Origin of the sequence: Acinetobacter schindleri CIP 107287 (genome assembly GCF_000368625.1) — a bacterium.
GTDB classification, from domain to species: domain Bacteria; phylum Pseudomonadota; class Gammaproteobacteria; order Pseudomonadales; family Moraxellaceae; genus Acinetobacter; species Acinetobacter schindleri.
In genome coordinates, this window is the sequence record NZ_KB849586.1 from 1 (window position 1) to 13403 (window position 13403).

The 13403-nt window shown below is 39.0% G+C and carries 12 protein-coding genes and 2 pseudogenes; 5 read left to right on the forward strand and 9 right to left on the reverse strand.

What is annotated here, in order from left to right:
* Positions 1 to 82: 82 nt before the first annotated feature.
* The 7 genes from F955_RS15435 to cadR form a co-directional block, all read right to left on the reverse strand.
* Positions 83 to 265, reverse strand: coding sequence for a hypothetical protein (locus F955_RS15435; protein WP_004897244.1), 183 nt, complete (start codon positions 263 to 265; stop codon positions 83 to 85).
* 203 nt (positions 266 to 468) lie between these two features.
* Entirely contained in the window at positions 469 to 1368 is a 900-nt protein-coding gene (locus F955_RS15440; protein WP_004733183.1) for a cation diffusion facilitator family transporter, read from the reverse strand.
* A gap of 86 nt (positions 1369 to 1454) precedes the next feature.
* A complete protein-coding gene (locus tag F955_RS15445; RefSeq protein WP_004781064.1) occupies positions 1455 to 4613 on the reverse strand; it encodes an efflux RND transporter permease subunit in 3159 nt (1052 codons plus the stop codon).
* A complete protein-coding gene (locus tag F955_RS15450; RefSeq protein ID WP_004733187.1) occupies positions 4603 to 5853 on the reverse strand; it encodes an efflux RND transporter periplasmic adaptor subunit in 1251 nt (416 codons plus the stop codon). Before F955_RS15450 ends, F955_RS15445 begins: the two co-directional genes overlap by 11 nt.
* Position 5854: 1 nt before the next feature.
* On the reverse strand, positions 5855 to 7222 hold the full coding sequence (locus F955_RS15455; protein ID WP_004897249.1) for a TolC family protein: 1368 nt from the start codon (positions 7220 to 7222) through the stop codon (positions 5855 to 5857).
* A gap of 49 nt (positions 7223 to 7271) precedes the next feature.
* A complete protein-coding gene (locus F955_RS15460) occupies positions 7272 to 7682 on the reverse strand; it encodes a hypothetical protein (RefSeq protein WP_004733191.1) in 411 nt (136 codons plus the stop codon).
* Between the two features lie 141 nt (positions 7683 to 7823).
* Entirely contained in the window at positions 7824 to 8216 is a 393-nt protein-coding gene (cadR, locus tag F955_RS15465; protein ID WP_004281856.1) for a Cd(II)/Pb(II)-responsive transcriptional regulator, read from the reverse strand.
* A 90-nt stretch (positions 8217 to 8306) separates the two neighbouring features.
* Here cadR and F955_RS15470 point away from each other — a divergent pair, with 90 nt between their 5' ends.
* The 5 genes and pseudogenes from F955_RS15470 to F955_RS15490 form a co-directional block, all read left to right on the forward strand.
* Complete coding sequence (locus F955_RS15470) at positions 8307 to 9587, forward strand: cation efflux transmembrane domain-containing protein (RefSeq protein ID WP_004781070.1); 1281 nt, start codon at positions 8307 to 8309, stop codon at positions 9585 to 9587.
* 11 nt (positions 9588 to 9598) lie between these two features.
* A complete protein-coding gene (locus F955_RS15475; protein WP_004665962.1) occupies positions 9599 to 9859 on the forward strand; it encodes a FeoA family protein in 261 nt (86 codons plus the stop codon).
* A pseudogene (gene feoB, locus F955_RS15480) lies at positions 9849 to 11102 on the forward strand (ferrous iron transporter B); the annotation flags it as partial. The gene F955_RS15475 and the pseudogene feoB, both read left to right, overlap by 11 nt.
* A gap of 78 nt (positions 11103 to 11180) precedes the next feature.
* Positions 11181 to 11927, forward strand: a complete 747-nt coding sequence (locus tag F955_RS15485) for an IS5 family transposase (RefSeq protein ID WP_026056797.1) — start codon at positions 11181 to 11183, stop codon at positions 11925 to 11927.
* 25 nt (positions 11928 to 11952) lie between these two features.
* Positions 11953 to 12537: pseudogene (locus F955_RS15490) on the forward strand (nucleoside recognition domain-containing protein); the annotation flags it as partial.
* Positions 12538 to 12658: 121 nt separating this feature from the next.
* Here the strand turns inward: F955_RS15490 and F955_RS15495 are convergent.
* Complete coding sequence (locus F955_RS15495; RefSeq protein WP_004897257.1) at positions 12659 to 13084, reverse strand: hypothetical protein; 426 nt, start codon at positions 13082 to 13084, stop codon at positions 12659 to 12661.
* A gap of 61 nt (positions 13085 to 13145) precedes the next feature.
* Positions 13146 to 13403: DDE-type integrase/transposase/recombinase (locus F955_RS15500; RefSeq protein WP_004897259.1), on the reverse strand; the 258-nt coding region annotated here is incomplete at its 5' end.

The following is a 13403-nucleotide window of genomic DNA, read 5'->3' on the forward strand; positions in this document are numbered from 1 at the left end:
ATAGGTTTTAGTTATAAACTTATTCATTCAGGAATTATATTGCTGAATAAATAAGTCTAATTGATTTATTTATGCAACCCAACTATTCATTTGATTCATTTGATTCATTATTTTCAACTTGTTTTTGTTTAGAATTTTCAACTTTAGAAGCTTTTAAATTCTTTTCAAGAAATAACAAGCCGCCATCTGCATAACTAAAACTTGCGATACTAAAGAATGCACTAATTAACAGTAATTTAGTACAAAATTTATTTTTGAATAGCATGTTTATTTACTCTCATTTAATACTTGTTAGATATTCTAACTTTAAAGAATTAACACCCAGAGGACTCATAAATTACATTCTTGTAATTTTAAAATGTCTCAGGATGGTGTTTAAAGTGCGTGTGATAAATAGAAGTGTAATACAGGAAAATGGTAAGGTTTATCAGCCTAGTCATCTGTCCATTATGTAGAAAGAGCAGCACTTTAATGTTTATGCTGTTCCAATGTATTACATTCCTTACTTTCTATTTGTAACGTAATTTCAGTAATATTATGATTATGTTTTAGAACTTCTAAGGCCTTTTGATAGAGTTGATCTGTATTGCTATTCGGAGCAACCAAATGAGCAGTTAAATGAATATTTTTTGAGGATATAGCCCAGACTTTCAACTGATGAATCCCTTCAACGCCCTCTAGCTTCAATAAATCATTTCTTAACGACTCAATATCAATCTCATCAGGAACTCCTTCAAGCAGAATATTAATACTTTGTTTTAATAAAATCCAAGTTCGAGGTAAGACCCAGAAGCCAATTAACACAGCGATTACGGTATCAACCCACATCCACTGGGTAAAATAAATAACTATTCCTCCGATAATCACGCCTATCGATCCTAGAGCATCACTAAGAACTTCTAAATATGCACCTTTTATATTTAGACTTCCTTCAGCACTAGCAGAAAGGATTTTCATTGAAATCAAATTTACGACCAAACCAATGACCGCGACAATCATCATTTCAACACTTTGAATTTCAGCAGGGTTCGTAAAACGTTGATAAGCTTCATATACAATATATATTGCTACCACAAAAAGCATCACCGCATTAAACAGAGCCGCTAAAATTTCAAATCGCTGATAGCCAAAAGTTCTTTTATCATCTGCGGCTTTTTTACCAATTTTGATAGCGGCAAGAGCAATAGCTAAAGCGGCTACATCAGTAAACATATGAGCTGCATCAGATAACAAAGCCAAACTTTGGGTAATAAAAGCAGCGACAACTTCTACTATTAAAAAAGTAGTCGTTAAACCTAAGGCAACCATTAACTTCTTACTATTTTCTTCAGTAACAACCGCATGGCTATGATCATGATGTTCTGACATAAAATATTTTCCTTATTCTATTTATGATGAGCAGAGATATTGGATAACAGCCAATATCTCTGCTGTAAATCGACTAATCTATTGGATTAAGAAACTTTCTTTTCATTCATCCAGCGGTACAGTACGGGCAATAAAACCAATGTAAGCAGGGTAGAGGAGATAATTCCTCCAATAACCACTGTTGCTAAAGGTCTCTGTACTTCTGCCCCAGTTCCGGTTGCCAAAGCCATCGGGACAAACCCAAGGGACGCCACACAAGCGGTCATCAGCACAGGTCTAAGACGCAAAATTGCACCCTGCCACGTTGCATAATAAAGGTCATATTGTTGTCGCAACTCTTTGATAAAGGTGAGCATGACTAAGCCATTCAGTACAGCCACCCCCGATAGTGCAATGAAGCCAACCCCTGCTGACATGGATAATGGAATGTCACGCAACCACAACGCGATTAAGCCTCCACATAAGGCAAACGGTACACCACTAAAGACCAGTAAGCTTTCTTTGATATTATGGAATACAGCCATCAATAAAATAAAGATCGTCAACAATGCGAGCGGAACCACCAATTGCATACGCGCTTTTGCAGACATCAGATTTTGAAATTGACCGCCATAATCTATCCAATAACCGCTTGGTAATTCCTGTTTGGATAACGTGCTCTGAAGCTCTGTTACGAATGAGCCTAAATCACGTCCTTCTACATTTGCAGTAATAACCACTCGACGTTTACCATTTTCACGGCTGACCTGATTAATACCCAGGATATTTTCAACGCGTGCAACATCTTGCAGTTGGACTAAACCACCATTCGGCAATTGAATAGGAAGTAGCGCTAACTGTTCAGGACTACGCTGGGATTCATCTAGACGGATGACAAAATCAAAACGCTTGTCTCCCTGTAAAATTGTTCCAACATTCTGGCCACCGACACTTGTAGCTACCAGATCCTGAATTGCTCTTACCGACAAGCCATATTGTGCAGCTCTGGACTTATCCACCTCTACATTCAACAAGGGTAAGCCACTGGTCTGTTCTACATTAACGGCTGTCGCGCCTGAAATTGAGTTAATTTTTTGAGAAATTTTATTCGCTTCGCGATTTAGAATCTCCATGTCATCACCAAATAATTTGACACCCACATCACTTCGCACCCCTGAAATTAACTCGTTAAAGCGCAGTTCAATGGGTTGCGAGAACTCACTGTTATTTCCCGGCAATGTCGCTAAGAAAGTAATCATTCTTTGGCGAAGCTCATCAATCGTTTGTTTTGGATCAGGCCATTCATCATGAGGTTTTAACAGTACCACGCCATCTGAAATGTTGGGTGGCATAACATCTGTGGCCACTTCTGCTGTACCGGTACGAGCAAAGATCGCTTTAATTTCAGGAAATTCTTTCAACAGTAACTTTTCAGTATTTTCCTGCATTCTCAGTGACTGTTCTAACCCTGTACTTGGGGAACGCATTTGCTGAACAGCAAAATCACCTTCACCCAGTTGAGGTGCAAACTCGCTACCTGTTTGAGTGGCTAGCACGCCCGTAAGCACTAAAATACAGGCAGCCACAATAGTCACAAATAAACGAAGCTCATAGGCTTTATCTAAAAGCAGTTCATATTTGGTTTTAAGCCAATGCATCCAGCGACTTTCGGTTTCCTTGACTTCTCCAGTGACAAATAGGGCAACTGCGGCTGGCACAAAAGTGACAGATAAAATCATGGCCCCAATTAAAGCCAGTACAACAGTCATTGCCATAGGATGGAAAAGTTTGGCTTCTACACCCGTCAGGGTAAAGATAGGTAGATAAACCACCAAAATAATTAACTGTCCAAAAATCAGAGGACGACGCGCCTGTTTTGCAGCCAAGAAGACTTCTTTAAATCTTTCAGAACGGCTAAGTAAACCACCTTTCAGCTTCTGAGCTTCTGCTAGCCGACGGATACAGTTTTCTACAATAACCACTGCACCATCAATAATAATACCGAAGTCCAGTGCCCCTAAACTCATCAGATTTGCACTAATCTTCTGCTCTGCCATTCCCGTCAAGGTAAACAACATTGAGAGTGGAATAACGCAAGCCGTGATCAGCGCAGCACGGAAATTACCTAGAAAGAGAAATAAAATAACAATGACGAGGATTGCACCCTCAATCAAATTTTTCTGAACGGTTTTGATCGCCCGATCAACCAAATGCGTACGGTCATACACAGTCTCAATCACCACACCTTTAGGTAGCGATTGCTGGATCGATTGCACCTTTTCATCAATGGCTTGAGCAACGGTACGGCTATTTTCTCCCATCATCATCATGGCAATACCCAATACAGTTTCTTCACCATTATAGGTTGCAGCCCCTGTTCTCAAGTCATGACCAATTGAGACATTGGCGACATCTGCCACCCGAATCGGATAGCCGTTTTTATTGGCAATACTGATGTTCTGGATATCTTCAATCGTGTTTAAAGTGCCAGGAACACGAACCGTTAGCTGTTGTCCATTTTTCTCAATATAGCCAGCACCACGGTTTTCATTATTCTCTGTTAAGGCAGTTTGTAAATCAGACAAAGGAATTTGCAATTGTTGCAATCGGTTCAGATCAGGGGCAACCACATAGGTTTTATTAAAGCCACCGATACTGTTGATCTCCGCAACGCCTTTTACGCGCTGTAATTGCGGTCTTACAATCCAATCCTGAATTTCACGTAAATCCATCGCCGAATAAGGGGTTCCATCCGGCTTTTTAGCATTTGGTTCGGCTTTAATCACCCATTGATAGATTTCACCTAAACCTGTCGAAATAGGCGACATGTTAGGTTGCACATCTTCAGGCATTTCTCCCATTGCTTCTTGCAAGCGCTGGTTGATAAGCTGTCTGGCCCAGTAAATATCCGTGCCATCTTCAAAAATGATGGTCACTTGCGATAAGCCGTAGCGTGAAATCGAACGGGTTTGTTCCATTTTCGGCATGCCTGACATGGCATTCTCAATTGGATAGGTAATCCGCTGTTCCATTTCTAAAGCCGTAAAACCATTGGCTGAAGTGTTAATCTGCACCTGAGTATTGGTAATATCTGGTACAGCATCAATCGGTAACTTTTGATAACTATAAATACCAATAGCAATCCAAGCCGCAATAAACAGCATGACCCAGATTGCGTTATGGATAGAAAACTGGATCAGTCGATCAAACAGTCCTTCAGGTTTTACCGATTCGTGGTCTGGAATTTGAGGAGTTTCAGTGCTCATGTGAAGCCTCTCCTTTTTCCAGCTCGGATTTCAGTAAAAAACTGCCTTGAGCGGCATATTTTTGTCCCTGACTAAGCCCACTCACCACTTCAATCCATTGGCTCTCCCCAGATGATTGCCCTAATTTCACAGGTTGCGGACTGAATTCAACTTTTTGTCCATGCTGAGTGGCGACAAAAACCACATCTTTTCCATCGACATTCTGAACTGCGGACTTAAGTACCCGTAATGCGGTACTTTCACTCCGTTGTTGCAACTGTACGTTCACCATCAAGTTTGGACGTAATTCGGTTGCATTCGATTCAACTTTTGCTCGCACCTGAAGACGACCTGTTTGAATATCCGCTTCAGTATTTAAAGTCTGAATAACAGCTTGATAAACCTTTTCTGTTTGCAAGGATTTAAATTCGATCTTTTGATTCGGGGCTAAGCCCATAATTTCAGAATTTGGAACAATAAACTCAAGCCAGAGTTGATCTAACCGGTCTATCGTAAAGAGTTGATCGGCTAACTGAACATTTTCCCCGAGAACCAAATCCTTTTTACTGATCACGCCAGAAATTGGGGCTTTTAAAATATAGCGCCCGTTACTAGCATTCACTGCACCAAATGCGCTTAAACGTGATTGGGCCGCTTGAACCTGAATTTGTGCCCGTTTATAACTGTTATAAGCCCGTTGATAGTCCTGTTTTGCTGAGATACCCTGTGACCACAATTGACGCTCACGCTCAAAGTCTTGTTTCGCCAGTTCCAGATTGGTTTGTTCAATTTTAAGATTGGCCTGCTGATCAACTAGATCAGGAACAAGCAATGTAGCCAAAGGCTGCCCTTTCTGAACTTTTTGGCCGAGTTCTACATAAACATTTTCTACATGACCGCTAAAACTCGGTGAGACATGCGCTTGCTGATCCGTATTCACATTCAGTTTGGCAGGATAAGAACTTAATTTAACCACCGGACCTTGATCGACCGCTGATAACTGTATGCCCTGTTCCACCAGTTGCTTGGCCGTCAGGCTCACGCCTTCTGCATGCTCTTCGGTTTCACCGCCATGTTCTTCACTTCCATGTTCCTCTGCGCCTTCTTCCTCTGCATGTTCATCTGATGTTTCAGATTTATTCTTACCCGACAAGATCAAGAAAATACTGAGGAGTACGGTTGCGCCGATGACAAAACCAATCAGTAGAGGTTGAGAGATTTTTCCGCTCTGTTTTTTTAAGCTGTTTTTAAGATCGAACATGTTAATTTCCCCCACCAATGACAGGCATGGCCTGTATGTCTTGCCATAAGTTTTGATTGATTTGTGCAATAGCATCTTTCGACATGACTTCACTTGGGCTAATGCCTAAGCTCAAACTTTCTGCTTCAATGGCCTTTTGCCAGCCATCCCGTAACAACTGGACTTTACGCAGACGGATGTCTTGTAATTGAAGCGTGGCTTGCTGAACATCGGTTAAAGCAAACTTGCCTGCCAAGAAACCTTGTAGCGTCTTACTTTGAACTTGAGTCGCCAAAGGAATTTGAGTCTCGTCAACGACTTTGAATTGCAGCTCTAAACCCTGCAACTCGGTTAAAATTGTGCCTATTTGCAGCGCATTTTGCTTTAGATAAAACTCTTTCTGACGCTCTAATAAGTTCATTTTTTCTTGCGCGATTTTTATGCCATTTTGCTGACGATCGAAAATATTGAGCGGTACACTGACTCCGACTACTAATTGATTTTGTGTGGAGTTTTCCAAGGATTGGGTGCGGTTGACACCTAGGTTTAAAGTGGGGTTAGGACGTGCCTTTGCCCTTAGTTGATCAACCGTTGCTTGAGACTCTAATACCAGTAAAGCTCGATATTTCTCAACGTAGTTTTCCGCTAAATATTCTTGAACCTGCTGATGAGTCGATTTTGGCCAGAGCTTTTGTGAAGAGAGGTTTACCTGCAATGACTTATCAGAGGTTCCCCATAAATTTGATAATTGTTGGGTTGCCACTTGTACCTGTAAGTCGGCCTGTCTAAAAAGACGGATATTTTCAGCATGACTTAAACGTGCGCGATTCACATCTACTTGCGCGATACTGCCTGCATTAAAGCGCTTTTCGATTGCTTGAAGGTTTTCTTCGCTCACCCGAAGTTGTTCATTGACAATGTTTTTTTCAAGTTCGGCAATGGCCAGTTGCGACCATACATATTTCACTGCAAGCTCAATTTGTGCTTGATAAATCTTCTGTTTCAGCGCTGTTTTATCTATTGAGAGACTGGCTAATTTTTGGTTTGCTCTTCGCTCACCAAAAATATCCAAAGGTTGTGATATACCGATGGCAAGCTCTTTTTCATTATTTGAACCAAAGCCCGTTTGTTCAACTGACAATTCAGGATTTTTAAACAGCTTACTTTGCTGAAGATTCGTGGCATTAATACTATTTTGCGTTTCCCAGAAATTTTGGGACGCTTGATATTGGTTAACCTGCTCAATAGCTTGCTGCAGCGTTAAATCTTGAGTACTGGCGACTACGGAAGTACTGAAGCTGATCATTGCAGATAGCAAGATACCGCTACCTAAGGCTGACCAGGATAAATTCAGGATGGAGGTATCCTGATGTAATTTGTTTTTTGACATGAAAATGCCCCACGCATAATGAAATTAGGAGTGGTGGGCTTTTATAAGACTACCCCACCAATAGTAGGGGCAAATCGGGAGGCGGGGTTAATTGATCCAGATAAGGGGGTTTATAAAAAGTTATTCCCAAATAAGTTGGGGTAATGCCGGTCTCAAAATTAGCTTTAAGCTTCAGATCATCGGGTGGGTCAATCTGAATCACGATTGTATTTGAGAAATGACTGCACTTTTCGTTAAAACAAACCTTCTGACAATAGTCATAGATTTCTTTATAGTTTTCTAGGGAATAAAGTGCTTGACGAGGACTATCACTCTTTTCGTCTAAATCGATTGGATTAGAGAGTATTGAATTGGGTATGTTTGGCATTTCATGCAGACAAGCAGCCTCTGCCACACTCCAAATATTCTGGAATGTGAATAAGAGTACCAATATCTGGATTAGAAATGTTTTTCTCTTCATACACAAATCTGTATTTAAAACACCAATCGGAAGCTAACCAAAGCTATCTAAGATCTGATCACAAAATTTAAGTCACCTTAATCTTTTTGCAGCCTTAAGTAAAGATATACAGAGTTTTTGAAAAAGCATAGGTCTAGATAATCAAGCTAGATTTTTTAGAACTCCACATTGGTCAATTGTACATAAACCATCACAAGTACCTCTTAAATCAGATAATTGTTCAATAAGCTTTTGTTGCTTGATTATATTTTCTCTGATAGCACTGACATGTAAGTCAATTAATTCATTCACATCTGAACAATTTTTCTTGGGATTATCTTTATAGGTGAGTAATTGACGAATTTCATTCAAACTCATATTTAAAGTTCGGCAATTCAAAATAAACTTAATTCGCTCAACATAGCCTATATCGTAAAGGCGGTAATTTCCTTCCGTTCTTTCGGGTTCCGGAATTAAACCTTCCTTTTCATAAAACCTAATTGTTAATACTGAACATGAGGTTTTTTTAGAGAGTTCACCAATTTTTAAATGCATTGAGTTGGTATTTCCAAAAAATCTTGACTCTATAGTAACTATAGGGATTCTAATATTCAAAGTTTATAAATTTTTTTAATGGGTATAATTATGAGTGGTTGTGGATGTAGTAAAGAAACACCATGCAAAGATAAGAAATCTCAACAAGAAAATCATCCATCAATTGCAGAAGCAAACAATTCAAAGAATTGTAATAATACGCTTAGCTGTTGTGGTGAAGAGGAAGAAGAAAAATCTTCATCTCCTTGCTGTAACACTTCAAACAGTTGTGAAGATACCGCTCAATCCTGTTGTGGTTCTGATCCCAAAGAAAATTTAAGCACTGAAGACGTTTTAAAAAATTCGCACTACATGAGTGAATACTTAGTTCCCAAAATGGATTGTTCTGCGGAAGAACAGATGGTTCGTATGGCGCTATCTTCAATTGATGGTGTTCAAAAACTCATCTTTGATTTACCTAACCGGTCTTTAAAGGTTCTACATAATCAAAAAGATGAAAATATAACTACCAAACTTGAAGCTTTGGGTTTTGGTGCAAAGCTTGTGAAGACTGAAACTTATATAAGCAATCAACAAGCTAAGCAAACAAGTACCTATACCATTCCTAAAATGGATTGCTCTGCCGAAGAGCAAATGGTCCGTATGGCTCTTGCAGATATTGAAGCAGTTAAAGGTCTTACTTTTGATCTTCCCAATCGAAAACTGAAAGTCTTCCATAATGAAGGGAGTCAGCAAATTACGGCCAAACTTGAAGGACTGGGTTTTGGGGCGAAACTTGATGAAACACAGCTTTCTTCAGGCGATGTACCTAATGAACCTGATCCTGTGAGACAAGCTAAAGTACTTAAACTGTTATTAGGCATTAATGCTCTACTGTTCTTTATAGAATTCATCAGCGGAATTATTGCTGCGTCTACAGGATTGATTGCTGATTCTCTAGATATGTTTGCCGATGCAGCCGTTTATGGTATTGCGCTATATGCCGTCGGAAAAGCTGCGAAATATCAAGTGAAAGCAGCCCATTTCGCAGGTTGGATTCAGTTATTACTTGCTGTCATCGTGATTATTGATGTCATTAGACGATTCATGTTTGGAAGCGAGCCAGAATCAACGCTCATGATTGTTATTGGCCTGCTCGCACTTATAGCTAACGTGACATGCTTATATCTTATTTCTGGTCATCGAGAAGATGGCGCACATATGAAAGCCAGTTGGATTTTCTCGGCGAATGACGTTGTCGTAAATATGGGCGTTATATTTGCCGGTGTACTCGTGGCGTGGACGGGATCAGCTTACCCAGACTTAATCATTGGCATCCTGGTTTCTTTATTCGTGCTTAATGGCGCTCGAAAGATTTTGGCTTTGAAGTAAGAGTATCGAAAATGAATCTATTTCAAGTTAAACAAAATCAGATCGTCAAAATTAGAGATCTCAAAAAAGGTAATCAATACAGTCATACCACTGATCCCGTATTGGAACGGCTCCAACTATTAGGTTTTAGAGAGGGTGAAACTCTACAAGTACTCGCTAAAGGTGTTTTTGGCGGAGATCCTGTTTTAGTTCAAATTGAAACTTCAAGATTCGCATTAAGAAAGAATGAAGCTGAAAGAATTTTTGTAGAGTTAGTATCCAATGAAGATTAAGAACATTGCATTAGTCGGTAATCCAAATTGTGGAAAAACCTCTTTATTTAATACGCTTACTGGTACGCGACAAAAAGTTGCCAACTATGCTGGGGTTACCGTAGAAAGAAAAGAAGGTTCTTTTAAATTACCTTCTGGTGATGCAATACGAGTATTGGACTTACCCGGAACTTACAGTTTAAAACCTGGTAGTTTAGATGAAGAAGTCACCAGGGCAGTTTGTTTGGGCGAGCTAAAAGGTGAAATTCTACCCGATATTTTTATATGCGTTGTAGATGCCACAAATTTAAGCTTACATTTGAGCTTGGTTCTCGAAGTTCGTGCTCTAAATCGCCCTATGATTCTTGTATTAAATATGATGGATGAGGTCAAAAAGCGTGGTATTTCCATTGATAAGGATAAACTGTCTCAACTGTTAGGTATCCCTGTAGTTGAAGCTGTCGCAGTTAAAACAAAAGGAATTCAAGATTTAATTAATCAATTAGATCAAAAAAATCTTTTTATTACTCCTTATCATTCTGAATTAAGTCATTTTGAACAGGTCAAACAAATCACCAAACAAGTTATTTTAAATAATGACAGTGGTGATAAAAGAACCGCATTTCTAGATAAAATTTTTCTACATCCTGTATTGGGTTTAGTAATCTTAACTTTAACCATGTTTGTGATGTTCCAGGCGGTATTTATATGGGCAACGCCTTTTATTGAATTCATTGAAAATTTTGTCGCATGGCTCAGTGATTTTATTGGACCACTAATCCAACATCCTCTATTAAAAAGCTTGGTTGTGGATGGGGTAATTGCTGGTGCAGGTAGCGTGCTTGCATATATGCCTCAGATTTTGATTTTATTCTTCTTCATTTTAATGCTTGAAGAGTCAGGCTATTTACCCCGAGCAGCATTTCTTTTAGATAAATTAATGTCTAAAGCCGGGCTTAGCGGCCGTTCATTTATTCCTCTGCTATCCAGTTTTGCTTGTGCGATTCCCGGAATTATGGCAACCAGAAGTATCAGCTCTGAACGGGACCGATTAGCAACAATTATGATTGCACCCTTGATGACCTGTTCAGCAAGATTGCCAGTATATGCTTTATTGATCGCGGCATTTATTCCGAACCAATTAATCTACGGCTGGTTAAGTCTGCAAGGATTAGTCCTTTTTGGTCTTTATATGTCGGGAATAGTCTCAGCGTTATTAGTTTCAGTGTTTCTGAAATTGGTTCGAAAAGATAAAACTGAAAGTAGGGTCTGTTGACATTTGTTGATTAAAAAAATAGCGAGATAGTAAAATTAAATCGCCAAACCCAATTTTACACTCGCTATGCCTCGAACAATGCTAAATGATCAACACTGGTCCAAGTTACTTGCTATTTTCCGTCACTTTAATATTTATCTCAAATTAAATTTACGGAATTTTATTGAAGCGATTTTATTTCGAATTAGAACAGGCTGTCCTTGGCGTGATTTACCTCAAGAGTTTGGTAAATCAAATTCTATTTTTAAGAAATATAATCGATGGTCTAAAAATAGTAAGTTTATGAATATTTTTAAATTATTCAGCCAGCATGCTGATAAAGAGTGGATTTTTATCGATGGGAGCCATGTACGAGCGCATCAACATTCAGCTGGTATTAAGAATCAAAGTATTTCCAAAAGTATTGGTGGTAATAGTTCAAAAATACATTTAGCAATCGATTCAAATGGTAATCCTATTGAATTTATTATTTCAGATGGAACTTCACATGATATTAAGGTTGCACCTGATCTTGTATCAAAATTAGATTTAACAGAGTCAGAAATGCTATGTGCAGATAAAGGCTATGATTCAGAAAGTTTCAGAAAGAAAATTAGAGAAAGTAATACGAAAGCAAACATTCCTCGAAGATCAAATGCCAAATCTAGCAATGATGATATGGACTGGTATATGTATAAAATCAGACATTTAGTTGAAAATGCATTTTGTAGATTAAAACAATTTAGAGGAATTGCCACAAGATACGATAAGCTAAAACGTAACTATCAAAGCGCTGTTGCTTTAGCTTGTATATTTATATGGTTGCCTCTTTAGCTCAATTTATCGGCTGTAAATGTCAACACACCCTATTTTTATTTTTGAACTTCCCACATACCGAATTCCAGATATTAGAAATATTGCATTAGGCTTATATGATAGGGCAACTATTTTCTTAAAACGAGTTGGTGGCATTATCGTCGCACTGTCTATCTTGTTATGGGTGCTAGTCACGTTCCCTCAACCACCAGATAATGCAAGCATGCCGGCCATTAACTATAGTTTAGCTGGTCAGTTAGGACATTTAATTCATCCTATATTTGCGCCTATTGGGTTTACATGGGAAATATGTATTGCACTCATTCCTGCTATGGCAGCAAGGGAAGTTGTAATTGCTGCTCTTGGGGTGATTTATGCGATGTCAGGTGATGAAGATACAGTAACTCAAAGTCTGTTAAGTCAAATTTCAGGCCCGGATGGATGGGGGTTAGCCACAGGTTTATCATTATTGGTATGGTTTATTTTTGCTCCCCATTGTCTTGCTACGTTAGCAACAATTAGACGAGAAACTGGCAGCTGGAAACAGCCCATCATTATGGCAACTTATTTGTTTGCATTAGCCTACATCTTTTCATTCATCACATATCAAGTTGCGAGTAAGTTTTAATTAGCAAATGAATAAAAGAGGGGGGGAGCTAGCTCCCCCCCCTTTATTAAATTACTCGATGTAAGCGTGGGCTTCTGAATACTTTTATCTAACTATAACAACTACTTAAATGTTTAAATCTCTAGGTTTTGAATAGTCGAGGTATCAGACGAATATAGATTGGTAAAAAGCATAGTTCAACGATAGTCTGAGTCAAGATTACAGCAGGAATTATGGGCATACTTCCCGGAATTGCAAAAGCTAATGGAAGAATAACAAATGAATTTCTATATGATGCTGAAAAGGACACAGCACTAGCAGAGCCAGATTCTAATCGAAAAATACGAGCAATTATCCAACCCACGAATGGAGCAATAATGGCAAAAGAAATATAAATTGGTAAAGCTTGAAGAGCTGCACTTTTTGCAAGCCCAATTTGAGGCATAACTGATGCTAGGACGATAAACAAAACTAGGGCTGTGGCAGGTACAGGAAATAAGTTTAGGCTTTCAGCCACTTTTTCTGCTTGTTCATTTCTATTCCCAATGAACTGAACTATAGCTGCCATTGCTAAGGGGGCACTGTTGCAAATAGAGATTTGAGTCGATGAAGTTCCTTTTTAAAAGTGCTTAGAGACCGAAAACCCTGTTGATTAGACACACTTCACCTTGAGGCTGACCATAATAAAATGACGATGCTTGTCCTTTACGTAGTGCACGCATGACTTCAATACCTTTGATTGTGGCATAAGCCGTCTTCATAGATTTGAATCCTAATGTGGCCCTGATGATCCGCTTTAACTTACCATGATCACATTCAATGACATTATTTTTATACTTAATCTGCCTGTGCTCAATATCTACTGGACATTTTCCTTCTCGCTTTAA

Bases quoted from the DNA above. Each gene is read 5' to 3' on its own strand.
- cadR (WP_004281856.1), bottom strand. From the start codon at position 8,216: ATGCATTTAAAAATTGGTGAACTCTCTAAAAAAACCTCATGTTCAGTA.
- F955_RS15440 (WP_004733183.1), bottom strand. From the start codon at position 1,368: ATGTCAGAACATCATGATCATAGCCATGCGGTTGTTACTGAAGAAAAT.
- F955_RS15450 (WP_004733187.1), bottom strand. From the start codon at position 5,853: ATGTTCGATCTTAAAAACAGCTTAAAAAAACAGAGCGGAAAAATCTCT.
- F955_RS15445 (WP_004781064.1), bottom strand. From the start codon at position 4,613: ATGAGCACTGAAACTCCTCAAATTCCAGACCACGAATCGGTAAAACCT.
- F955_RS15470 (WP_004781070.1), top strand. From the start codon at position 8,307: ATGAGTGGTTGTGGATGTAGTAAAGAAACACCATGCAAAGATAAGAAA.
- F955_RS15435 (WP_004897244.1), bottom strand. From the start codon at position 265: ATGCTATTCAAAAATAAATTTTGTACTAAATTACTGTTAATTAGTGCA.
- F955_RS15455 (WP_004897249.1), bottom strand. From the start codon at position 7,222: ATGTCAAAAAACAAATTACATCAGGATACCTCCATCCTGAATTTATCC.
- F955_RS15475 (WP_004665962.1), top strand. From the start codon at position 9,599: ATGAATCTATTTCAAGTTAAACAAAATCAGATCGTCAAAATTAGAGAT.
- F955_RS15495 (WP_004897257.1), bottom strand. From the start codon at position 13,084: ATGGCAGCTATAGTTCAGTTCATTGGGAATAGAAATGAACAAGCAGAA.
- F955_RS15460 (WP_004733191.1), bottom strand. From the start codon at position 7,682: ATGAAGAGAAAAACATTTCTAATCCAGATATTGGTACTCTTATTCACA.
- F955_RS15485 (WP_026056797.1), top strand. From the start codon at position 11,181: ATGCCTCGAACAATGCTAAATGATCAACACTGGTCCAAGTTACTTGCT.